Genomic DNA, 20,826 nt, shown 5'->3' with positions numbered 1-20,826 from the left:
TCAGCTCGCCAGCAGCTCCTGGTAGTCGGGGTGCTCGGCGATGAACTCCGCGACGAAGGGGCAGGCGGGGACGACGTGCCCGCCGAAGCGCTCGTGCGCATCGTCGAGGGCGGCCTCGACGAGCCTGTCGCCGAGGCCCTCGTGCCGGTGCTCGGGGGCGATCTCGGTGTGCAGGAAGACGACGTCGGAGCCGCGGACCGCGTAGTCCGCGAGGCCGACGTTCTCGCCGTCGACCCACAGGGTGTAGCGGGACCGGTCTTCGTCGTGCAGCACCTCTGAGATCATCGCGTCACTCTACGCCGGAGGCTCCGCGAGCCCCGTCAGGGCCCTCCCGGGTTCGGCGGCGTGTCGGGCGACTGGCACACTGGCACGATGCCCAGGACGATCCAGATCGCGGACGGCGTCCCGGAGTCGCGGAGCGCGGTGATCCACGCCGACAACCTCGAGGTCCTGCCGCAGCTGGCGGACGGGGCCTTCACGGTCGTCTACCTCGATCCTCCGTTCAACACGGGGCGGGCGCAGGTGCGCACCTCGACCACCTCCGTGCGCTCCGCCACCGGCACGATCGCGGGGTTCAAGGGGCGCAGCTACGAGCGGATCCGCGGCGATCTCCTCCGCTACGACGACCACTTCGACGACTACTGGTCGTTCCTCGAGCCGCGGCTCGCCGAGGCCTGGCGGCTGCTCGCCGACGACGGCACGCTCTACCTGCACCTCGACTACCGCGAGGCGCACTACGCGAAGGTGCTGCTCGACGCGCTGTTCGGGCGCGAGTGCTTCCTCAACGAGATCATCTGGGCCTACGACTACGGGGCGAAGGCCACCCGGCGCTGGCCGACGAAGCACGACACGATCCTCGTGTACGTGAAGGATCCGCGCGGCTACCACTTCGACTCCGTCGCGGTCGACCGCGAGCCGTACATGGCGCCCGGCCTCGTCACGCCCGAGAAGGCCGAGCGCGGCAAGCGGCCGACCGACGTGTGGTGGCACACGATCGTCTCGCCGACCGGCCGTGAGAAGACCGGCTACCCGACGCAGAAGCCCGAGGGGATCCTGCGCCGCATCGTCCAGGCGTCGAGCCGCGAGGGCGACGCGGTGCTCGACTTCTTCGCAGGCTCCGGGACGACGGGCGCGGTCGCGCACGCCCTCGGCCGCCGCTTCGTCCTCGTCGACGAGCACGCCGACGCCATCGCCGTCATGCGCCGCCGCTTCGCGGCCCTCGACCCGGCCCCCCTCTTCCTCTGACCCTGCGCAGCCCGCGCCGGTCTCGCCGCGAATCCGCGACCCGCCCCATTCCTCAGAAGTTGCGGTAGTCGCGCGCCGCTACCGCAACTTTCGGAGGGTCGGTCGGGCGCGCGACGGGCGACGGCTCCTCCACAGGGGCGTGTCGAGTACGGAGACTGGGGAGAACGGTTCCTGGGGGTCGCGGCGCGGCATCCTCTCGGGATGGATGACGCAACGAACCCGCTCGGCGCCTTCACTCGCGGCGCCGCCATCGCCGCCGGCTGGACGGAGGACCGGGTCCGGAGTCGCATCCTCTCCCGCCCGTTCCACGGAATCCGCACCGTCGTGGAACCGCGCACCCATCTCGATCGGGCGCGGGCCTACCTGCCGCGGCTTCGTGCGGGTCAGTACTTCTCGCACCTGACCGCGGCGATCGTCTTCGAGATCCCGCTCGCGGCGCGACGCGCGGAGGAGGACCCGATCCACGTCTCCGTCCTCGATCCCGCTCGGCCCCCGCGCTGTCGTGGTGTGATCGGGCACGTCATCTCGTCGACGTCCCTCCACTTCGGGGAGCGTCTGGGCCTTCCCGTCACCGATGCCGAATCGACCTGGCTCCTGCTGGGGGCCGAACTGCCGCTGAAGGAGCTCGTCGCCGCGACCGACCACCTCCTGTTCACCCCGCGCTTCGGGCGGGGAGACCGACCGTTCGCGACCAGGGAATCCCTCACCGCTGCGCTGGAGGCGTACCGCGGCCGAGGAAGCAGGGCGCTCCGCTCAGCGCTCGCCGACGCCTCGGAGTCGGCGGCCTCCCGTCCTGAGACCGACCTGCGTCTCGTCATGGTGGACGCCGGCCTGCCGGAGCCGGTCGCGAACGCACCCATCTACGCGGATGGCAGGTTGATCGCGATCGGCGATCTCGTGATCGAGAAGTGGAAGGTGCTGGTCGAGTACGACGGAGAGCACCACCGGACCGGCGACGCGCAGTTCGCGAGAGATCGCCGGCGCCTCCTCGAGCTCCAGCTCGCGGGCTGGATCATCGTCCCGGTGCGTAAGGAGGGGCTCGGCAAGGGGCGCGCGCGCACCATCGCCGAGATCCGCGCGGCGCTCCATGCGCACGGATGGCGCGGTTGACCCGCCATTCCTCGAAAGTTGCGGTAGTCGAGCGCGACTACCGCAACTTTCGAGTAATCGACGGGTCGCGCGGGACGGGTCAGGAGCTCGCGCGGACGACCAGCTCGGTGGGCATCAGCGTCCGGTGCTCGACCGGGGTGCCCTCGATGCGCGCCGTCAGCAGTTCGGCCATGCGCGCGCCGAGCTCGACGGGGATCTGGCGGACCGTGCTCAGGGCGGGCACGGCCGTGCGGGCGAACATGTCGTCGTCGAAGCCGACGACCGAGACGTCCTCGGGGATGCGGCGTCCCGCCTCCCGCAGTGCGGCGTACGCGCCGACGGCCATCTGGTCGTTCGCCGCGAACACGCCGTCGATCGAGGGGTCGCGCTCGAGGAGGCGGCGCATCGCCTCGGCTCCGCTGTCGGGCGAGAAGTCGCCCCACTCGACGAGGCCGTCGTCGAGGCCCGCGTCGGTCAGGGCGCTGCGCCAGCCGATGAGCCGGTCGACGCCCGGCGGCATGTCGGCGGGCCCCGCGATCGTCGCGAGACGACGGCGGCCGCGGCCGATGAGGTGGGCCGTGGCCACTGCGGCTCCGTCGGCGTTGTCGACGTCGACGTAGTACGAGCCGCGCTCCTCCGGAGACAGCGGCCGCCCGCCGAAGACGATCGGGAGGGAGTTCGAGAGCGCCGCGTACGAGTGGTCGCCCGAGTGGTGCGAGACCACGAGGGCCCCGTCGACGTTGCCGCCGAGGAGGTAGCGCCGGGTCTTCTCGCCGTCGGTCTCCGACGCGATCAGCATCGAGAGCGTGTAGTCGGTGTCGGCGAGGCGCATCGCCGCGCCCTGCACGATCGAGGCGAAGAACGGGTCGGCGAAGACGCGGGCCGTCGACTCCGGCACGATCAGGGCGATCGACTGCGTCCGGCGGGAGGCGAGCATCCGCGCGGCGCGGTTGGGCACGTAGTCGAGCTCGCCGATCGCCTTCTGCACCGCGGCGACGATCTCGGCAGCGACCTGCGGGGCGCCGTTGACGACCCTCGAGACGGTCGCCCGCGACACTCCGGCGCGTGCCGCGACCATCTCGAGAGTCGGCGAGCGGCCAGCCCCGCGCAGTGCCTCGCTCATCGTCTAGTCCAGCGCTGCGGCGGCGCTGCCGCCGATCAGGCGCGAGTAGACCAGGCCCGAGTCCTTCGGGATGCGCTCCTGCGAGTCGTAGTCGACGCGCACGATGCCGAAGCGCTTCTCGTAGCCCCACGCCCACTCGTAGTTGTCGAGCAGCGACCAGACGAAGTAGCCGCGGACATCGGCACCCTGGTCGATGGCGTCGGCCACCTTCTCGACGTGGTCGAGCACGTACTGGGTGCGGTCGACGTCGTGGACGCGGCCGTCCTCGACGACGTCGTCGTAGGCGGCGCCGTTCTCGGTGACGAACAGCGGAGGCAGGTTCTCGTACTCGAGGCCGAGTCGCGTGAGCAGGTAGCGCAGCCCGTCGGGGTGCACCTCCCAGTCCATCGCGGTGCGGGGGAGTCCGCGCGAGGGGAAGGTGATGAACTCCGACCCTACCCACGGCGAACCGACCTCGCGGTCGGTGGCCTGCGCGAAGTCCTCCGCCCCCGCGGGGAGCGGACGGGCCGAGACGTTGTCGTCGTGGTAGTGGTTCACGCCGAGGAAGTCGAGCGGCTGCGCGATCACGGCGAGGTCGCCGTCGGCGATCAGCTCGTCGAGCCCGAGGCCGGCGACGTCCTCGAGCAGGTCCTCGGGGTACTCGCCGAGCAGCAGCGGATCGAGGAAGATGCGGTTCTGCAGCGCGTCGAAGCGGCGGGCGGCGTCGAGGTCGGCCTCGTCGTCGGGGTCGTCGGGCACGGCGTTGGAGAGATTGAGCGTGATGCCGAGGTTCTGCGCGCCGAGATCGCGCAGGGCCGAGACCGCGAGGCCGTGCGCGAGGTGGGTGTGGTGCACCGCCGCGAGCGCCGCCTGCTGCGAGATCACTCCGGGAGCGTGCACGCCCGCTCCGTACGAGAGCAGGGTCGAGCAGAAGGGCTCGTTGAACGTCGTCCAGTGCTGCACGCGGTCGCCGAGGCTCGCGTGCACCGTCTCGGCGTAGTCACGGAAGCGCTCGGCGGTGTCGCGGTTCGCCCAGCCGCCCTTCTCCTCCAGCGCCTGCGGCAGATCCCAGTGGTAGAGCGTGAGCCAGGGCAGGATGCCGGCGCCCAGCAGCTCGTCGACGAGGCGGGAGTAGAAGTCGAGGCCCTCGGCGTTCACGGCCCGGTCGCCCGGCTTGACCCGCGCCCAGCTGACCGAGAAGCGGTAGGAGCCCAGGCCGAGCTCCTTCATCAGCTGCACGTCGGCGGGCATCCGGTGGTAGTGGTCGACGGCCACCTCGGGGGTGTCGCCGTTCGCGACGGCTCCCGGAACGCGCGAGAACGCGTCCCAGATGCTGTCCTCCTTGCCGCCCTCGTGACCGGCGCCCTCGATCTGCGCGGCGGCGGTCGCGGACCCCCACAGGAACCCGACGGGCCAGTCGCGGACGGCGAGGCGCTCCGCACGGGCGGTCTGCTCCGAGAGGTCAGGAGTGGTGGTGCGGGCATCGCTCATTGGGCGGACTCCTTCGGCAGCGGTCACCCCACATCCTAGGGCGTTCGTAGAGCGCTCTCTCAGTGCGGGGGCCGGGGAGGCGCTCGGCGGAGGACCGCCGGGCGCCCGGGAGTCAGCGCGAGTGCCGGTCGCCCGCGTCGTCACCCGCCGTGCGCACGGAGTCGGTCCGCAGGTCGGGCTCGATGCTGCCGGCCGCGAGGTCGGCGCCGGCGCGTGCCGCGAGCTGCGGATCGGTGCGGCGCAGCTCCTCGGCGGCGTCCTCGGTGGCGAGGTCGTGCGCCTCCTGCATGGCCGACTTCGCGCGCAGCGGCGGTGTCTTGAGGAACCACGAGAGCACGAAGGCGAGCAGGACTACGGCCAGCGCCACCCAGAACACGGTGACGGTGGCGTCGTTGAAGCCGGTGAGGAACGGCGCCGAGAGCGCCTTGTCGGCGGTGTTCAGGAACGAGGTGTCGCCGTCGAGAGCCGAGCCGATCGCCGAGGAGTCCTGCGACTGCAGCAGCTTCAGGATCCCGGCGTTCGCCGGGTCCGCGGCGACGGTCGGGTCGGAGGCGGCGGCCTGGAGGTTCGCGGCGATCGTCGGGTTCTTGAAGGCGGCGGCGATCGTCTCGGGGATGCGGCTGAACAGCACCGAGAAGATGACCGCGGTGCCCAGCGTCCCGCCGATCTGCCGGAAGAACGTCGAGGCGCTCGTCGCGACGCCCATGTTGGCGACGTCGACCGAGTTCTGCGACGCGAGCGTGAGCGTCTGCATCATCTGGCCGAGACCGAGGCCGAGCATCAGCATGCCGCCCATCATGAAGATCACCGGCTTGTCGATCGTCACGAAGGTGAAGTAGAAGAACGCGGCCGACATCAGGAAGGTGCCGACGATCGGGAAGGCGCGATAGCGGCCGGTGCGCGAGATGATCTGGCCCGAGACGATCGAGGAGATCATCAGGCCGAGGATCATCGGCAGCATCAGGAAGCCGGACTCGGTCGGCGTGGCTCCGTTGACGAGCTGCAGGTAGAGCGGGATCGACATCATGCCGCCGAACATGCCGAAACCGACGAGCACACCCAGGACGGTCGCCATCGAGAAGGTCGGCGAGCGGAACAGCTTGAGCGGGATCAGCGCGTCGTCGCCCATCATGCGCTCGGCGAGGATGAAGCCGAGGATGCCCAGCGCGCCCACGACGTAGCAGACCCACGCGACGGGGGAGCCCCAGCCCCACTCGCGGCCCTGCTCGGCGATCAGCAGGAGCGGACCGGCGGCGATGATGACGAGGGCGGCGCCCCACCAGTCGATCCGCACCGAGCGCTGTCCGGCCGGCTTCGGGAGGTGCAGGAAGCGGACGACGATGAACAGCGCGATCGCGCCGATCGGCAGGTTGATCAGGAACACCCAGCGCCAGCCGGTGATGAAGAGGATCTCGGGGGTGCCGGCGAGGAGGCCGCCGATCAGCGGGCCGACGACGCTCGAGACGCCGAACACGGCGAGGAAGTAGCCCTGGTACTTGGCGCGCTCGCGCGGAGGCAGGATGTCGCCCATCACGGTGAGGGCGAGCGACATGAGTCCTCCGGCGCCGAGGCCCTGCACGGCGCGGAAGCCGGCGAGTCCGAGCATCGAGGTCGAGAAGCCGGCGAGCGTCGAGCCGATCAGGAAGAGGACGATCGCGATCAGGTAGAGCGGTCGCCTCCCGAAGATGTCGGAGAGCTTGCCGTAGATGGGCGTCGCGATCGTCGAGACGATCAGGTACGCCGTGGTGACCCAGGCCTGCTGCGAGAGACCGTCGAGGTCGTCGGCGATCGTGCGCATCGAGGTGCCGACGATCGTCTGGTCGAGGGAGGAGAGGAACATGCCCGCCATCAGGCCGAAGATCACGAAGAGGATCTGCCGGTGGGTCATGATCGCGCGCGAGGGCGTCGGCTCGGCGGCGGCCGAGGCCCCCCGCGAGGTCGAGCGAGGTGCGGTGTCTGCCATTGGTGTCCCCTTGTCTGGCGGGACGCGTTCCAGGCACGGCGAGCCGCCGCAAACGTTGCGTGCTGCGCAAAGTTACACCTCGTGCGACGGCCCGCCCAGGGGCACCGGCGAGCCTGAACGGGATCTCAGGCGCTGCCGAGCGGCGTCAGACCGGGGACGGGACCGCCTCGTCGGCCCAGCCCGCCTCGCGCAGCGCGGCGCGCGCCTCCGCCCGGGCCGAGTAGGGAGTGCGCACCCCCTGGATGTCGCGGTAGTTCTGGTGCCCCGGGCCCGCCCAGAGGATGGAGTCCCCCTCCTCGGCGAGCGACACGGCGACCCGGATCGCGCGCTTGGGGTCGTCCACCTCGTGGATCTCGCCGTCGGGTCGAGCGGCCCGCGCCGCCTCCACGAGGGTGCGCCGGATGGAGGCGGGCTCCTCGAAGCGCGGGTGGTGATCGGTGATCACCAGGATGTCGCTCCCGGAGACCGCCGCCTCGGCCATCGCGGGCCGCTTCAGGGCGTCTCGGTCGCCGTCGGCGCCGAAGACCATGATCACGCGACCCGGCGTGACCTCGCGGACCGCCTCGAGGGTGCGCTGGAAGGCGTCGGCGCTGTGGCCGAAGTCGACGTAGACGGTGGGCCCTCGGTCGCCCGAGACGCGCTCGGTGCGGCCGGGGAGCGACACGTCGATCCCGCCGTCGCGGTGCAGCGCCGCGCGGATCTCGCCGATGGGCCGGCCCGCCTCGATCAGCATGACGACGGCGAGCGCGGCGTTCGCGGCCATGTGCGCGCCGATGATCGGCACGGAGGTGGTGATCGCCCGCGACTCGCGGTTCTGCAGGCGGAAGTGGGTCCGCCCGAACTCCTGCTCGAGGATCGTCACCGTCCAGTCGGCGTCGACGCCCTCCCGAGAGGTGATGGTCACGAGCGGGATCCCCGCGGCCTCGACGAGGCGGGCGCCCGACGGCGAGTCGAGCGAGACGACGGCCCGGCGCGCGCGGTCGGGCTGGAACAGCTGCGCCTTCTCGGCGAAGTAGGTGTCCATGTCGCCGTAGTCGTCGAGGTGGTCGTGGCTGAGGTTCGTGAAGCCGGCGACGTCGAAGACCACTCCGTCGACCCGGTGGCGGGTGAGCGCCTGGGCGCTGACCTCGATGGCGGCGGCCCCGACTCCCTCCTCGTGCATGCGCGCGATCAGGGCGTGCAGCTCGCTCGCCTCGGGAGTGGTGAGTCCGCTCGTGACGGAGGTGTCGCCGATGTGGCGCTCGGCCGTGGAGCTGAGGCCGGGGACCACGCCGAGCTGGCGGAGGATCCCCTCGATCATGTGCACGGTCGAGGTCTTGCCGTTGGTGCCCGTGACCCCGAAGAGCAGGGGAGCGCGCTCGGCGGTGCCGTAGACGGCGGCGGCGACCGCGCCGAGGCGGGCGCGGGGCTCATCGACGACGAGGACGGGGAGCCCGGTCGCGCGGGCGGCCGCCTCGCCGGCGCCGTCGGTCAGCACGGCGGCGGCCCCGCGCTCGCGGGCCTCGTCGACGAAGTCGGCTCCGTGGCGGTGCACGCCGGCCAGGGCGACGAAGAGGTCGCCCGGCTCGACGTCCGAGGCGGTGAGGGTGACCCCGCTGATCGCCGCGGCGGCGGGGGAGGCGCCGGGGAGGTCGAGGAGGCTCGTCAGGTCGGCGAGGGGGAGCGCCGGCGCGTGTCGAGGTCGGAGCATGGGGTCCTTTCGTTCGGGACCGAGGGTTCGCGGATCCGAAGGGGGGCGGAGCCGCGTGGTCGCCGAGGCTGACACACAAGCTAGGGGAGTCGCTTATGTGAATCCTTAGAGGATATTGGAGAGCCCCGCGAAGGGGCGCGCCCGGACACGGCGTGGGAGGAGAGCGGCGGAGGGCCGCGCGTAGGCTCGGAGGATGACCTCGAGCGAGAACCAGCCGCCCCGCTCCCGCCCCGTCCGTCGCCGGGTGCTCGTCGTCGGAGGCGTCGCCGCGGCCGCCGGCGTCGCCGCGTTCGGCGTGGGCGCGGCGATCGGGGGCGGGCGCGACGCGACGCCGACCGCGACGCCGACGGCCGCCGGGAGCGCGACGCCGACCCCGACGCCCACCGCGACTCCCACACCCACCGCGGCGCCGACGCCCACGGCGACGCCGACCCCCACTCCGGGGATCGACCTCACCGCCTACTCCGTCGACGACCCCGCCAGCCCCTGGGTGGTCGTCAACAAGCTGCGGACCCTCACGCCCGTCGACTACGTGCCGGCCGATCTGGTCTATCCCGACGTGTCCTACGTCAACCGCCAGCCGATGCGCCAGGCGACGGCCGATGCGCTCGTCGCCCTGTTCGCCGCGGCGTCGTCGGAGGCGGGGCTCTCGCTCGCCGTGCAGAGCGCCTACCGCTCCTACGACACCCAGGTCAGCGTCTACGCCGGGTGGGTGTCGACGCGCGGCCAGGCGGGGGCGGATGCGACCAGCGCGCGCCCGGGGCACAGCGAGCACCAGACCGGGTGGGCCGTCGACGTCGTCGGCTCCTCGGGAGCCTGCGCGCTCGAGATCTGCTGGGGCGACACTCCGGAAGGGCAGTGGGTCGGCGCGAACGCCCACCGCTTCGGTTTCCTGGTCAGGTACAAGCCCGACGCGACGCCGATCACCGGCTACGAGTCGGAGCCCTACCACCTCCGTCACGTCGGGGTCGAGCTGTCGCAGCATCTGTACGATACGGGCATCGAGACGCTCGAGCGTCTGTTCGGACTTCCGGATGCGCCCGATTACGCGCCCGGCACCACCGGCTGAGCCCCGAGCGATCAGATCCGGACGCTCTCGGGGGTGACACCCGCCGGTTGTTACCGTACTGTTACTCGGAGTGTTTTCGGAGGGCCGTCGAACGGTCCTCCCACTCCCGCCTGGTGACATGGCCGCTTCCCCCGCTCAACAGCGCGCGATCCCCGCCGCGCGCCCCTCGATCCGTGAGATACCCCTGTGCCCCAAAGCTCCACCCGCTCCACCCCTGATGCACCCTCCGAGCAGACTCCGCTCGATGCGACCACCGCTCCGATGACCCGCCGCGAGGCCCGCGAGCGCGAGGGCCGTCGGCGATCCGCCGATGTCCGAGTCGTTCCGGAGGCCGCGCCCACCGCGCCCGCCGCCTCCCGGCCGCCGCACGCCGTGGGCGAGCAGGTCTTCGCGTCGCGCCGCGACCGGCGCGCCGCCGAGGGCCACCAGGCGAAGGTCGACCCGGCTCCCCGGGGCTCCTCGTTCTTCCGACCGTCGCGCAAGCACCTCGTGCTGGCGATGTCGGGCGGCCTCGTCGTCGTCGCGGTCGCCACCGGGGCGAGCCTCACCGTCGGAGCGACCGGATCGGCGGAGTCCGCGTCGGCCACCGGGACCCCGTCGTCGAGCCCGACCACCGTCGCCGTGCTGCCCGCGACCACCGCCTCCGCCCGCGTCGTGCTCAGCGCCGTCTCGACCACCTCCGGCACCGTCGCCGGAGGCACGAGCGTCACGCTCTCGGGATCCAACCTCGACGCCGTCGCCACGGTCCGCTTCGGCGACGCCGAAGGGGCGGTCGCCGTCGAGAACGCCGACCAGATCACCGTGACCGCGCCCCCCGCCTCGGGCGAGGCCGAGGGAGTCGTGCCGGTCGCCTTCTTCGACGCCGACGGGCAGCCGATCACCTTCGACGCCGTGACGGACGAGGCCGCCGCCGTGACCGTCGACGGCACGCCGGCCGAGACCGCGCAGCCGGCCGTCGACACCGCGCCGACCGAGGCACCCGCGACCACCGGCACCGCGACCACCGAGCCCGCGGCGACCGAGACCGCCGACGCCGACACCGCGGCGACCGGAACCGCCACCGCGGAGCCCGCGAGCGACCTCGAGGCCCCCACCGCCACGGCGTCGCCGAGCCCCACCGCGACCGGCGTCCTCGCCACGACGAAGGTCGTCGCCTCCGCGATCACCTTCGCCTACACGCCCGACCCGGCGATCGAGGCCGCCAAGGCCGCGGCCGCGCTCGACGCCAGCCGCCTCGCCTCGCAGCTCGACTACCTCGAGACCTACTGGTCCGACTACAACTCCGCGCAGTACGGCGTGATCTCGGGCAACGACTGCGTCAACTTCGCCTCGCAGTCGCTCATCGCCCGCGGCTGGGCCATGGACGAGGAGTGGAACTACTCCTCGACGGGCGGCTACAGCTCGGCCTGGGCCTCGTCGACGGCGTTCAACTCGTACCTCGCCGCGCACCCGGAGCGGGCGACCCCGCTCTCGAACACGCAGCGCGACCAGGTGGAGGTCGGCGACGTCGTGCAGTTCGACTGGGACGGCTCGGGCGACTGGGATCACACCGGCATCGTCACGAGCGTCGACGGCGACACGATCCTGTACTCCTCGCACACGGTCGACAACTTCGACCAGAGCATCGACTCGGCGTCGGCCGCTCGCATCATGTTCTGGAGCGTCTGACCACGACGAGAAGAGGCCGCCACCGCTTCGCGATGACGGCCTCCGCCGGTAATGGGTCGGTCAGTTCTTGAAGACGTCCTTGACGTCCTCGCCGACCTTCTTGGCCGATGCCTTGGTCTGGTCGGCCTGGCCCTCGGCCTCGAGGCGCTCGTTGTCGGTCAGCTTGCCGACCGTCTCCTTCGCCTTTCCGACCAGGTTCTCTGCGGCGTTGCGGATCTTGTCGTCTGCACCCATGAGGGGCTCCTTCCGTTCGGTGTGGTGGTCCTCCGGCGGGGACGCCGGGGGAGTCGTGGGCGGGCGCCGTGCGGCGTCCGCGGTCCTACGCGACGCGGTCCTCTTTCGAGAAGCCGGCGCGGGCGCTCGAGGCGACCTCGAGCACGACGGGCAGTCGGGCACCCAGCAGGCGGTCGAGCTCGACGACCTCCTGGTGCACGGCGTCCACGACGGTGCGCGGCGAGACGCCGGCCCGGGGGAGCACGCGGACCTTCAGCGCCGAGGCGGAGCCGTGCCGGTAGGCCGACACCGTCACGTCGAGCAGGTCGGTGCGACCGGCGAGCGCGTTCTCGAGGACGTCCTCGGCGAAGCCGGTCGCGATCTCGATCTCGCCGGCCGGGCCGTCGCCCTGCGCGACATCGGTGAGGACGGTGCCGGTACGGCCGCGACCGTGCGCCACCGCGAGGGCGATGCAGATCACGATCGCCAGGAGGCAGACGCCCACGATCGCGTAGAGCGGCCACAGGACGGCCGCGTCGCTCCAGGGCGTTCCGTCCTCGGGGGAGAGGCGCGAGACGAGGGCGGCGCCCTCGTCGGAGCCGAAGCCCGACACGGCGTCCCTGGCGGGCTGGGAGACGGCGACCAGCACGAGGCCTGCGGCGACCGCGGCGAGCACGAGGCCGAGCAGGAACAGGACGAGGCGGTTGACGAAGCGGTTGCTCGTGGTCATCAGATCCTCCCGGACGAGGCGACGCGGACGGACGCCCGAGTGGCGGGCTGGGGGGCGATGCGGGTGATCTCGTCGTCGACGGCCGACTGGACGGCCGCCTGGTCGACGGCGATCCCGGACGCCGGGGTGATCTCGATCACCGCGGTGCGGCGGCCGAGCGAGGCGCTGGTGTCCTCGCGGCGCGAGCGGGCGACGGTGCGGGCCGAGCGGGCGAGCGCCGAGGCGATCACTCCGTCGTCCACGACGACCGCGAGACGGTCGTCCTCGATGGTGTGCCGCGCCCGGTGACCCGGGCCGAGGGCGAGGACGAGGAGGATCAGCGCGAGGACGGCCACTCCGGCCGCGATGCCGAGGAGGGCGACCTGGGCGAGGTCGCCTACTCCGACGATCGCTGCGAGCAGCGCCGAGGGGGCGATCAGGAGGGGAGCCGCGCCGAAGACGGCGAGCACCGCCTCGGTCCCGACGTAGGCGGCGACCAGTGCGACGAGCAGCAGGACGACGATCTGCGCGGCCGAGCGCGAGCTGTGGGTCTCCCGGCGCAGGAAGCGGCGGTAGCGCGCGTCCGGTGCCGAGTCGCGCGGTGACGGTGCGGGGCTCATGCGACTCTCCTCGTGCTGCGGGTGCGGGTGCCGGTGACCCGGATGTCGACCCGGGTGACGGTACGGCCGGTGAGCGCCTCTATGCGGGCGGCGATGCGGGCCCGGTCGCGGTGGAGGCGGTCCAGGACCGTGCCCGTGGAGGCCCCCGGCGCGTCGGCGAGGGCCGGCTCGAGGACCACCGGAGTGGAGACCGCGAGGGCGAGACCGCCTCCGTCGTCCGACAGGCGGATGCGGATCGCGGAGACCTCGACGTCCAGCTCCTCGTGGACGATCGCCAGCGCGGTCCGCTCGATCGAGCGGACGTTGATGGTGACGGTGCCCGCCACGGGCGATGTCGCCGCGCGGTCGGCGACGGGGCGAGGATCGAGAGCGGTGGTCATGCAGGACTCCTAGCGGGAGGTCGTGCGCCCGCGGAACACGTCCACGAGGCTGCGCACGTCGAGCGAGCCGTCGAGCATGCGGGCGATCACGACGCCGAGGGCCATGAACACGGCGGTGAGGACGAAGCCCCAGAAGCCGAAGAGCAGGGCCGCGAAGGCGAGGATGGCGCCGACCGCGACACCGAGCACGGTGCTGCGGTTCGCCGGCGCGGGGGTCGGGATGCGGGGGTCGGTCATCGGACGCGGCTCTCGGCATCGGTGTCGCTCGAGTCGTCACCGGGGATGTGCACGTCGACGATCGCGACGTTGATCTCGGCCACGCTCATGCCGACGAGGTCGGTGATGGCGTCGGAGACGGACTCGCGGACGGCGTCGGCGACCGACTGCATGGGGACGGGGTACTCGACGACGAGGGTGACGTCGACCGCGACCTGGGTCTCGCCGACCTCGACGCGGACGCCCTGCGACAGGTCGTTGCCGCCGACGGCCGAGCGGATCGCGCCGAAAGCGCGGGCGGCGTTGTTGCCGAGGGCGAAGACTCCGGGGACCTCGCGGGCCGCGATGCCGGCGACCTTCGCGATGACCGCGTCGTCGATGACGGTCTTGCCCTGGGCGACGCCCGAGGCGGTGCTGCTGCCCAGGCTGGTCACGGTCTCGACGGACGACTTGTCGACGCGGGGCGTGGTGGCGGGGGTGCGGGTGGTGTCGCTCATGGTGACTCCTGTACGTCAGTGCCGGCCGCCTGTCGTGCAGCGTGCCGGATGCGGAAGCCCGGCGGATCGACCGGCGGGCTGTGCTTTCATGAGTGAGACGGAACCCGGAGGGTGATCGTCACGGTGCGGATCGGGAATTATCCTGAGCGTTGCCTGATAGTGCTGGATGCTCGAGTGGAGAGGTGCGCCGTGCGCGGTCTGGAGTCGGCGAGCGATGCGCTCCTCGCCGAGCGCTCGGCCGAGGGCGATGTGCGCGCCTTCGAGGTGCTCGTCAAGCGGCACCAGTCGATCCTGCGCGCCTACGCCTGGCGATTGACCGGCTCGCAGGCCGACGCCTCGGACGCGGTGCAGAACGCGCTGATCACGGTCTGGGCTCAGCTCCCGCAGCTCAAGGAGCCCGCGAGCGTGCGGAGCTGGATGATGCGGATCGTCAGCCGGGCGAGCGTCGACCTGCTGCGGCAGCGCCGCCCCACCGACGACGTCGACGCGGTCGAGCATCCGCCCGCCCGCGAGCCGGGCCCGTTCGAGTCGGCGGAGCAGAGCGACGCGATGAAGGCGCTCGCGCACGCGCTCGCAGAACTGCCCGAGTCTCAGCGGCAGTGCTGGCTGCTCCGCGAGGTCGGCGGCGAGTCGTACGGTGAGATCGCCGAGCACCTGGGGATCACGGCGACCGCGGTGCGCGGGAAGCTCGCCCGGGCGAGGGAGTCGCTGGTCGTTGCGATGGAGGACTGGCGATGAAGGAGCAGGCGCGATGAACGCGGACGAGACGCCGGACGTCCCGGGGGCCGACGTGGCCGGCGCCGGTGCGCCCGCCACCGAGGAGCGCGGGATGGCCGAGCTCAGCGACTACCTCGACCGCGGCCGGATCCCCTACGACCCCGTGATCGAGGAGTCGCCCGAGTACCGGCGCACGCTGCGAGCGCTCGAGCGCGTCCGCGCCCTCTCCGGAGCGCTGATCGACGACGACGCCGAGCGCCTGCCCGCACCCGACGAGAGCTGGTTCGGCTCGATCCTGACCCAGGCCCGCCGCGAGGCCAGGGCCGGGCGCGACATCCCGCTCGCCAGTGTCGAGCCCGAGGTCGCCCTGACCATCACCGAGGGCGCCGTCCGCGGCCTCGTGCGCGAGGCGGGCGACAGCGTTCCCGGCGTCCTGGTCGGGCGGTGCCGCCTGATCGGCGACATCGACGAGCCGGGGGCCGACGTCGTGGTCGACGTGACGATCTCGGTCTTCTGGGGCGTCCCGATCGCGGACGCGGCCCAGCAGGTGCGCGAGCGCATCCACTCCCGGCTCCTCACCCAGACCGAGCTGCGGGTCGTGACCATCGACGTGCGCGTCGAGGACGTCTACCTGCCCGGGACGGAGGAGTCGTGAGCGAGCTGACCCCGCGCGAGCCCAGCGCCTCCGCGACCGTGGCGGCCCTGCTGCGCTCCGTCGACGGAGTGGTGATGCTGGTCCCCGCGCGACCCGAGGTGCGCGACGTGATCGCGCACGCCGCGACCGCGCTCGCTCCGTCATCGGTGCCGCTGGCCTCGGGCCCGCTCGGCGCGGCCACGGGCGGCACCTTCGCCGAGCCGGTCCTGATCCGGATCAGCGGCGACGAGGTGTCGGTGGCGGTCGACGTCTGCGCGAGCGCTGAGGCGTCGGCGCCGGACGTCGCCCGGTCGGTCGGAGCTGTCGTCCGCGAGTGGTGCTCGCTCGAGCACCCGCAGCGTCGCGCCCGCGTCACGGTGCGGATCGCGGCGGTCGACTAGAGCGGACCCGCCGGCCGGTCAGCGCTCGGCGAGGAACGCCTCCGTCTCGACCGCGGTCGGCGCCGACACGGCTGCCCCCGCCCGGGTGACCGAGATCGCTGCGGCGGCGGTCGCCCAGCGCACCAGCGGCACGAGCGCCGACGGGTCGTCGAGGTCGGCGCCGGTGGCGGCGAGGCGGGCCGCGAAGGCGCCGCAGAACGTGTCGCCCGCACCCGTCGTGTCGACGACCTCGACCCGGAACGCCGGCGCGACGACGGGCTCGCGGTCGCGCACGGCGATGACGACGCCGTCGGAGCCGAGCGTGACCAGCACGAGCGGCACCAGTGCGGTGAGCGCCGCCGCGAGAGCCGCGTCGTCGGCGACGTCGATGGCGCGGTCGGCGGCGAGCTCGCGAGCCTCGTGCTCGTTGACGATCAGCACGTCGAGTGCGGCGAGGAGCCCCTCGGGGAGCGGGCCGATCGGGGCGGCGTTGAGGATCGTGCGGGTCGACGCCGCGCGGGCGGCGACGGCCGCCTCCTGCACGGTCGTCACGGGGATCTCGAGCTGGAGGAGCAGGGCGGACGCACCGGAGATCAGCGTCCGCTCGCCCTCGGTGAGTCCGACGAGGGCCGCGTTCGCCCCGGAGTCGACCACGATCGCGTTCTCGCCGCGGTCGTCCACGGTGATCTGCGCGGTCCCGGTGCGCTCGTCGATCCGCCGGGCGTGCAGCGCGAGCGGCTCGCCGGCGAGAACGGTCGCCAGCTCGTCGCCCCCGGCGTCGCGGCCGAGGCTCGTCACGAAGGCGGTGCCGGGGGCGGTGCGGGCCGCGGCGACGGCCTGGTTCAGCCCCTTGCCGCCCGGGTACGTGCGGTAGTCGAGGGCGAGCACCGTCTCACCCGGGGCGGGGATGCGTGCGACGCGGTGCACGTGGTCGAGGTTGGCGCTTCCGAGGACGACGAGGCTCATGACCTCGACGTTAGGCCACGCGCAAGGGGGCTCCGCGCTCCGGTGCGCGCACCTACGGTGGAGGCATGGACACTCGAACCCTCGGACGCACTGGTGCGCCCGTCTCCGTCGTCGGCCTCGGAACCTGGCAGCTCGGTGCCGACTGGGGGGACGTCGCCGAGAGCGACGCCCTCGCCATCCTCGACGCCGCGGTGGAGTCGGGGGTCACGCTCTTCGACACCGCCGACGTCTACGGCGACGGCCGCAGTGAGCGCACGATCGGCGCGTACCGTGCCGCGCACCCCGACGCGGAGGTGTTCGTCGCGACCAAGATGGGCCGTCGCGTCGACCAGATCCCCTCGAACTACGTGCTCGAGAACTTCCGCGCCTGGACGGACCGCTCGCGGAAGAACCTCGGCGTCGACACCCTCGATCTGGTGCAGCTGCACTGCCCGCCCACGTCCGTCTACTCCGACGACGCCGTCTTCGACGCGCTCGACACTCTCGTCTCCGACGGAGCGATCGCGCACTACGGCGTCTCGGTCGAGCGCACGGACGAGGCGCTCACCGCGATCGCCCGGCCGAATGTCGCGAGCGTGCAGATCATCCTCAACGCGTTCCGCCTGAAGCCGCTCGACGAGGTGCTGCCGGCCGCTCGCGAGGCGGGCGTCGGCATCCTCGCGCGCGTCCCGCTCGCCTCGGGTCTGCTCAGCGGGCGCTACACGACCGAGACGACGTTCGCGGCGGACGACCACCGCAGCTACAACCGCGACGGCTCCGCGTTCGACGTGGGCGAGACGTTCTCGGGCGTCGACTTCGCGACCGGAGTCGCGGCCGCGCAGGAGTTCTCGGCTCTCGCCGACAGCCAGGGCCTCGCGCCGGCCGCCGCCGCCCTCGCCTGGATCATCCAGCAGGAGGGCGTCACCGCCGTGATCCCCGGCGCCCGCTCCGTCGAGCAGGCCCGCGCCAACGCGGCCGCCGCCTCCGCCGCCCCCCTCGGCCCGCGCTTCATGGAGTCGGTGAACGCCCTCTACGACACCCACTTCCGCCCCACCGTGCACCCCCGCTGGTAGCAGCCCCAGGAGGCGACACGACCTGCGGGGTCGGCGGGCTGTCGGAGTCCTTTCTCGGCGGCATGACGCGCGCGGACCCGAGACGGGGAGGGAGAAGTCGGCGCCTGTCGCCGTCCATGCTGGTCGAGTAGCCCCGCAGGGGCGTATCGAGACTCACCAGCTCCAGCCGAACGGTTCTCTGCCCCGGCCTTCTGACGCCGGTGGATCTCGATACGCCCGCTGCGCGGGCTACTCGATCAGCGAGGACGGGGCTCAGGCGTGAGGTGCTGTCTCCTGAAAGGACTCGCCACTCCAGCGGATCGGGACGTCGCCCCGGCCCTCTGACGTCGGTGGATCTCGATACGCCCGCTGCGCGGGCTACTCGATCCGCGAGGGACGGCCACCCGCAGGAAGGCGCGTCTCGCAGGAGGCGCGCCCTCCCTCCGCTGATCGAGTCTCCTCGCCGGCTCAGGGCCGAGCTACGAGCCCAGGGCGCCGTCGACGATGGTGCGGGCTTCGGCCTGCACCTCGTGCAGGTGGTCGAGGCCGCGGAAGCTCTCGGCGTAGATCTTGTAGACGTCCTCGGTGCCAGAGGGGCGCGCGGCGAACCACGCGTTCTCGGTGACGACCTTGACGCCTCCGACGCCGGCGTCGTTGCCCGGCGCCTTCGAGAGCTTCGCGACGATCTCCTCGCCGGCGAGGGTGGTCGCCGTGATCGCGTCGCCGTCGAGCTTGCCGAGGGCCGCCTTCTGCGCCTTGGTGGCGACGGCGTCGACGCGCTCGTAGACCGGGTCGCCGAACTGCTCGGTGAGCTCGCGGTAGAGCGCCGACGGGCTCTTGCCCGTGACGGCGACGATCTCGGAGGCGAGCAGCGCCAGCAGGATGCCGTCCTTGTCGGTGGTCCACACGGTGCCGTCGAAGCGCAGGAACGACGCGCCCGCCGACTCCTCGCCGCCGAAGCCGACCGAGCCGTCGACCAGGCCGGGCACGAACCACTTGAAGCCGACCGGCACCTCCCAGAGGCGGCGCCCGAGCGACTCCGCGACCTTGTCGATGATCGACGACGACACGAGCGTCTTGCCGATCGCGGCGTCCTCGCGCCAGCCGGAGCGGTGGCGGTAGAGGTAGTCGATCGCGACGGCGAGGTAGTGGTTGGGGTTCATCAGTCCGCCGTCGGGCGTGACGATGCCGTGACGGTCGGCGTCGGCGTCGTTGCCGGTCAGGATGTCGTACTCGCCCGCGCGCGCGACGACCGAGGCCATCGCACTCGGCGAGGACGGGTCCATCCGGATCTTGCCGTCCCAGTCGAGGGTCATGAAGCCCCAGGCGGGGTCGACCTCGCCGTTGACGACGGTCAGGTCGAGCTCGTACATCTCGGCGATCAGCTGCCAGTAGTGCACGGAGGCGCCGCCCAGCGGGTCCGCGCCGATGCGCACTCCCGCCTTCTTGATCGCGTCGATGTCGATGATGTTCTTCAGGTCCGCGACGTAGTGGGTGCGGTAGTCGTAGGTCTCGACGGCGCTCGGCTCGGCCGACTTGACGTCGCGGTTGCCGTCGGCGATCAGCTCGTTGGCGCGGTTCGCGATCCAGGTCGTGGCGTCGGAGTCCGCGGGTCCGCCGTGCGGCGGGTTGTACTTGAAGCCGCCGTCGCGGGGCGGGTTGTGCGAGGGCGTGACGACGATGCCGTCGGCCCGGTCGGTGTGCGCGGGGTCGTTGTTGTAGCGGAGGATCGCGTGGCTGAGCGCCGGGGTCGGCACGAAGTCGTCGAACTCGTCGACGAGCACGCGCACCTGGTTGGCGACGAGCACCTCGAGCGCGGTCGTCAGCGCCGGGCGCGAGAGGCCGTGGGTGTCGGCTCCGATGAAGAGCGGGCCGGTGATGCCCTCGTTCGTGCGGTACTCCACGATCGCCTGCGTCACCGCCGCGATGTGGTCCTCGTTGAAGGCCGTGTCGAACGAGGATCCGCGGTGCCCGGAGGTCCCGAAGACCACCTTCTGCAGCGGGTCGGACACGTCCGGCTTGTTGTCGTAGTAGGCCCTCACGAGGGCTTCGACGTCGATGAGATCGGAGGCCTGTGCCGGCTTCCCTGCGCGATCGGTCATGGGGTCCATAGTGTCAGCCCGGCGGCCGCGCGGGTACCGCCCTGGCTAGGCTGTCCGCCATGCCCGACAGCTCTTCGCATCCCCGCACCTACAGCTATCTCGGGCCCTCCGGCACCTTCACGGAGGCGGCGCTCGCGCAGGTCCCCGAGGCGCGCGGCCACGAGTGGCGCAGCGTCTCGAACGTGGGGGAGGCGCTGGGCGACCTGGTCTCGGGCCGCAGCGTCGGAGCGGTCATCGCGATCGAGAACTCGGTCGAGGGAGGCGTGACCGCCGCGCAGGACGCGCTCGCGAAGATCCCGGGGCTGCGCATCGTCGGCGAGTACCTCGTCCCGGTGTCGTTCATCCTCGTCGGGCGCCCCGGCACCCGGCTCGAGGACGTGCGGGTGGTCGCCGCGCACCCGGTCGCCTACGGGCAGTGCCGGCTCTGGCTCGACCGCGAGATCCCGAGCCACGAGTACCTGCCGGCCTCGAGCAACGTGCAGGCCACGATCGACCTGCTCGACGGGGCGCCCGCGCAGGCCGCGATCGCGCCTCCGGGGATCGTCGCCCACCACGACGTCGAGGTGCTCGCCGAGAGCATCGGCGACAACCCGAACGCGGTCACGCGCTTCGTGCACGTCTCGCGCTCGACCGCGCTCCCCGAGCCCACGGGCGCCGACAAGACGAGCCTCATCGTCGAGCTGCCCTCCGACGAGCCGGGCTCGCTGCTCGACATGCTCGAGCAGTTCGCGACCCGCGGAGTGAATCTGGGCATGATCCAGTCCCGCCCCATCGGGGACGCCCTCGGCCGCTACCGCTTCGTGATCGATCTCGACGGACACGCGCACGACGAGCGGGTCGCCGACGCGCTGCTGGGCCTCCGCCGCTTCAGTCCGCGGGTGATCTTCCTCGGCTCGTATCCCCGTGCGGATCGCCGTCAGGTCTCGTACGTGCGACGCTACGACGACGAGGTGTTCATCGAGGCCCGCGACTGGCTGCGCGGGATCCTGAGCAACGAGCCGGAGGTCGATGATGACGGAGCGCGACGGTAGCGATCGGAAGACG

22 protein-coding genes are annotated in these 20,826 nt (G+C 72.1%); 9 read left to right on the top strand and 13 right to left on the bottom strand.

Annotated features, from left to right (window positions below):
* Positions 1 to 285, bottom strand: a complete 285-nt coding sequence (locus GRS96_RS17065; protein ID WP_056037503.1) for a GNAT family N-acetyltransferase — start codon at positions 283 to 285, stop codon at positions 1 to 3.
* Positions 286 to 372: 87 nt separating this feature from the next.
* Between GRS96_RS17065 and GRS96_RS17060 the strand changes: the two genes are divergently transcribed.
* Positions 373 to 1,245: a DNA-methyltransferase gene (locus GRS96_RS17060; protein WP_159989033.1), complete on the top strand. Its 873-nt coding sequence runs from the start codon at positions 373 to 375 to the stop codon at positions 1,243 to 1,245.
* 201 nt (positions 1,246 to 1,446) lie between these two features.
* Complete coding sequence (locus tag GRS96_RS17055) at positions 1,447 to 2,355, top strand: hypothetical protein (RefSeq protein ID WP_159852560.1); 909 nt, start codon at positions 1,447 to 1,449, stop codon at positions 2,353 to 2,355.
* A 79-nt stretch (positions 2,356 to 2,434) separates the two neighbouring features.
* On the opposite strand, the gene GRS96_RS17050 is transcribed toward GRS96_RS17055, so the two are convergent.
* The 4 genes from GRS96_RS17050 to GRS96_RS17035 form a co-directional block, all read right to left on the bottom strand.
* Positions 2,435 to 3,457, bottom strand: coding sequence for a LacI family DNA-binding transcriptional regulator (locus GRS96_RS17050; protein ID WP_159852558.1), 1,023 nt, complete (start codon positions 3,455 to 3,457; stop codon positions 2,435 to 2,437).
* Positions 3,458 to 3,460: 3 nt separating this feature from the next.
* Positions 3,461 to 4,927 (bottom strand): GH1 family beta-glucosidase, encoded by a 1,467-nt coding sequence (locus GRS96_RS17045; protein WP_159989032.1) that lies wholly within the window; start codon positions 4,925 to 4,927, stop codon positions 3,461 to 3,463.
* 112 nt (positions 4,928 to 5,039) lie between these two features.
* Positions 5,040 to 6,815, bottom strand: a complete 1,776-nt coding sequence (locus GRS96_RS17040; RefSeq protein ID WP_159853231.1) for an MDR family MFS transporter — start codon at positions 6,813 to 6,815, stop codon at positions 5,040 to 5,042.
* Between the two features lie 220 nt (positions 6,816 to 7,035).
* Positions 7,036 to 8,580, bottom strand: coding sequence for a Mur ligase family protein (locus GRS96_RS17035; RefSeq protein WP_159989031.1), 1,545 nt, complete (start codon positions 8,578 to 8,580; stop codon positions 7,036 to 7,038).
* Between the two features lie 193 nt (positions 8,581 to 8,773).
* Between GRS96_RS17035 and GRS96_RS17030 the strand changes: the two genes are divergently transcribed.
* Both GRS96_RS17030 and GRS96_RS17025 read left to right on the top strand, forming a co-directional pair.
* On the top strand, positions 8,774 to 9,649 hold the full coding sequence (locus tag GRS96_RS17030) for a M15 family metallopeptidase (RefSeq protein ID WP_159989030.1): 876 nt from the start codon (positions 8,774 to 8,776) through the stop codon (positions 9,647 to 9,649).
* Positions 9,650 to 9,835: 186 nt separating this feature from the next.
* The gene (locus tag GRS96_RS17025; RefSeq protein ID WP_159989029.1) at positions 9,836 to 11,317 is read left to right on the top strand and encodes an amidase domain-containing protein; all 1,482 of its coding nucleotides are present in this window, start codon (positions 9,836 to 9,838) and stop codon (positions 11,315 to 11,317) included.
* 60 nt (positions 11,318 to 11,377) lie between these two features.
* On the opposite strand, the gene GRS96_RS17020 is transcribed toward GRS96_RS17025, so the two are convergent.
* The 6 genes from GRS96_RS17020 to GRS96_RS16995 all read right to left on the bottom strand — a co-directional run bounded on the left by GRS96_RS17020 (position 11,378) and on the right by GRS96_RS16995 (position 13,952).
* Complete coding sequence (locus GRS96_RS17020) at positions 11,378 to 11,551, bottom strand: CsbD family protein (RefSeq protein WP_159852548.1); 174 nt, start codon at positions 11,549 to 11,551, stop codon at positions 11,378 to 11,380.
* 85 nt (positions 11,552 to 11,636) lie between these two features.
* Positions 11,637 to 12,260, bottom strand: coding sequence for a hypothetical protein (locus tag GRS96_RS17015; protein WP_159852546.1), 624 nt, complete (start codon positions 12,258 to 12,260; stop codon positions 11,637 to 11,639).
* Positions 12,260 to 12,859, bottom strand: a complete 600-nt coding sequence (locus GRS96_RS17010) for a DUF6286 domain-containing protein (RefSeq protein ID WP_159989028.1) — start codon at positions 12,857 to 12,859, stop codon at positions 12,260 to 12,262. Before GRS96_RS17010 ends, GRS96_RS17015 begins: the two co-directional genes overlap by 1 nt.
* Entirely contained in the window at positions 12,856 to 13,239 is a 384-nt protein-coding gene (locus GRS96_RS17005; protein WP_159989027.1) for a hypothetical protein, read from the bottom strand. Before GRS96_RS17005 ends, GRS96_RS17010 begins: the two co-directional genes overlap by 4 nt.
* A 9-nt stretch (positions 13,240 to 13,248) precedes the next feature.
* Positions 13,249 to 13,476, bottom strand: coding sequence for a DUF2273 domain-containing protein (locus tag GRS96_RS17000; protein WP_159852540.1), 228 nt, complete (start codon positions 13,474 to 13,476; stop codon positions 13,249 to 13,251).
* Positions 13,473 to 13,952, bottom strand: a complete 480-nt coding sequence (locus GRS96_RS16995) for an Asp23/Gls24 family envelope stress response protein (RefSeq protein ID WP_159852539.1) — start codon at positions 13,950 to 13,952, stop codon at positions 13,473 to 13,475. The genes GRS96_RS17000 and GRS96_RS16995 overlap by 4 nt, the downstream gene beginning before the upstream one ends.
* A 189-nt stretch (positions 13,953 to 14,141) precedes the next feature.
* Here GRS96_RS16995 and GRS96_RS16990 point away from each other — a divergent pair, with 189 nt between their 5' ends.
* Genes GRS96_RS16990 through GRS96_RS16980 form a run of 3 tightly spaced genes read left to right on the top strand, consistent with a single transcriptional unit; the run spans position 14,142 to position 15,704 of the window.
* Positions 14,142 to 14,690: an RNA polymerase sigma factor gene (locus tag GRS96_RS16990; RefSeq protein ID WP_159852538.1), complete on the top strand. Its 549-nt coding sequence runs from the start codon at positions 14,142 to 14,144 to the stop codon at positions 14,688 to 14,690.
* Between the two features lie 13 nt (positions 14,691 to 14,703).
* On the top strand, positions 14,704 to 15,324 hold the full coding sequence (locus GRS96_RS16985) for an Asp23/Gls24 family envelope stress response protein (RefSeq protein ID WP_235021747.1): 621 nt from the start codon (positions 14,704 to 14,706) through the stop codon (positions 15,322 to 15,324).
* The gene (locus GRS96_RS16980; protein WP_159989026.1) at positions 15,321 to 15,704 is read left to right on the top strand and encodes a hypothetical protein; all 384 of its coding nucleotides are present in this window, start codon (positions 15,321 to 15,323) and stop codon (positions 15,702 to 15,704) included. Before GRS96_RS16985 ends, GRS96_RS16980 begins: the two co-directional genes overlap by 4 nt.
* An 18-nt stretch (positions 15,705 to 15,722) precedes the next feature.
* Here the strand turns inward: GRS96_RS16980 and GRS96_RS16975 are convergent, their stop codons facing one another.
* Positions 15,723 to 16,649 (bottom strand): ribokinase, encoded by a 927-nt coding sequence (locus GRS96_RS16975; protein ID WP_159989025.1) that lies wholly within the window; start codon positions 16,647 to 16,649, stop codon positions 15,723 to 15,725.
* Between the two features lie 65 nt (positions 16,650 to 16,714).
* Here GRS96_RS16975 and GRS96_RS16970 point away from each other — a divergent pair, with 65 nt between their 5' ends.
* Positions 16,715 to 17,701 carry an aldo/keto reductase gene (locus GRS96_RS16970; RefSeq protein WP_159989024.1) on the top strand — a complete coding sequence of 329 codons (987 nt, stop codon included), beginning with the start codon at positions 16,715 to 16,717 and terminating at the stop codon, positions 17,699 to 17,701.
* Positions 17,702 to 18,159: 458 nt separating this feature from the next.
* On the opposite strand, the gene pgm is transcribed toward GRS96_RS16970, so the two are convergent.
* On the bottom strand, positions 18,160 to 19,782 hold the full coding sequence (gene pgm / locus GRS96_RS16965; protein WP_159989023.1) for a phosphoglucomutase (alpha-D-glucose-1,6-bisphosphate-dependent): 1,623 nt from the start codon (positions 19,780 to 19,782) through the stop codon (positions 18,160 to 18,162).
* A gap of 59 nt (positions 19,783 to 19,841) precedes the next feature.
* Here pgm and pheA point away from each other — a divergent pair, with 59 nt between their 5' ends.
* Positions 19,842 to 20,813 (top strand): prephenate dehydratase, encoded by a 972-nt coding sequence (pheA, locus tag GRS96_RS16960; RefSeq protein WP_159989022.1) that lies wholly within the window; start codon positions 19,842 to 19,844, stop codon positions 20,811 to 20,813.
* The last annotated feature ends 13 nt before the right edge of the window (positions 20,814 to 20,826 follow it).

The organism is Rathayibacter sp. VKM Ac-2803, assembly GCF_009807175.1.
In the GTDB taxonomy this organism is placed as follows: Bacteria; Actinomycetota; Actinomycetes; order Actinomycetales; family Microbacteriaceae; genus Rathayibacter.
The sequence above is the reverse complement of the archived record's forward strand: the minus strand, read 5'-3'. Positions and strand labels throughout refer to the sequence as shown.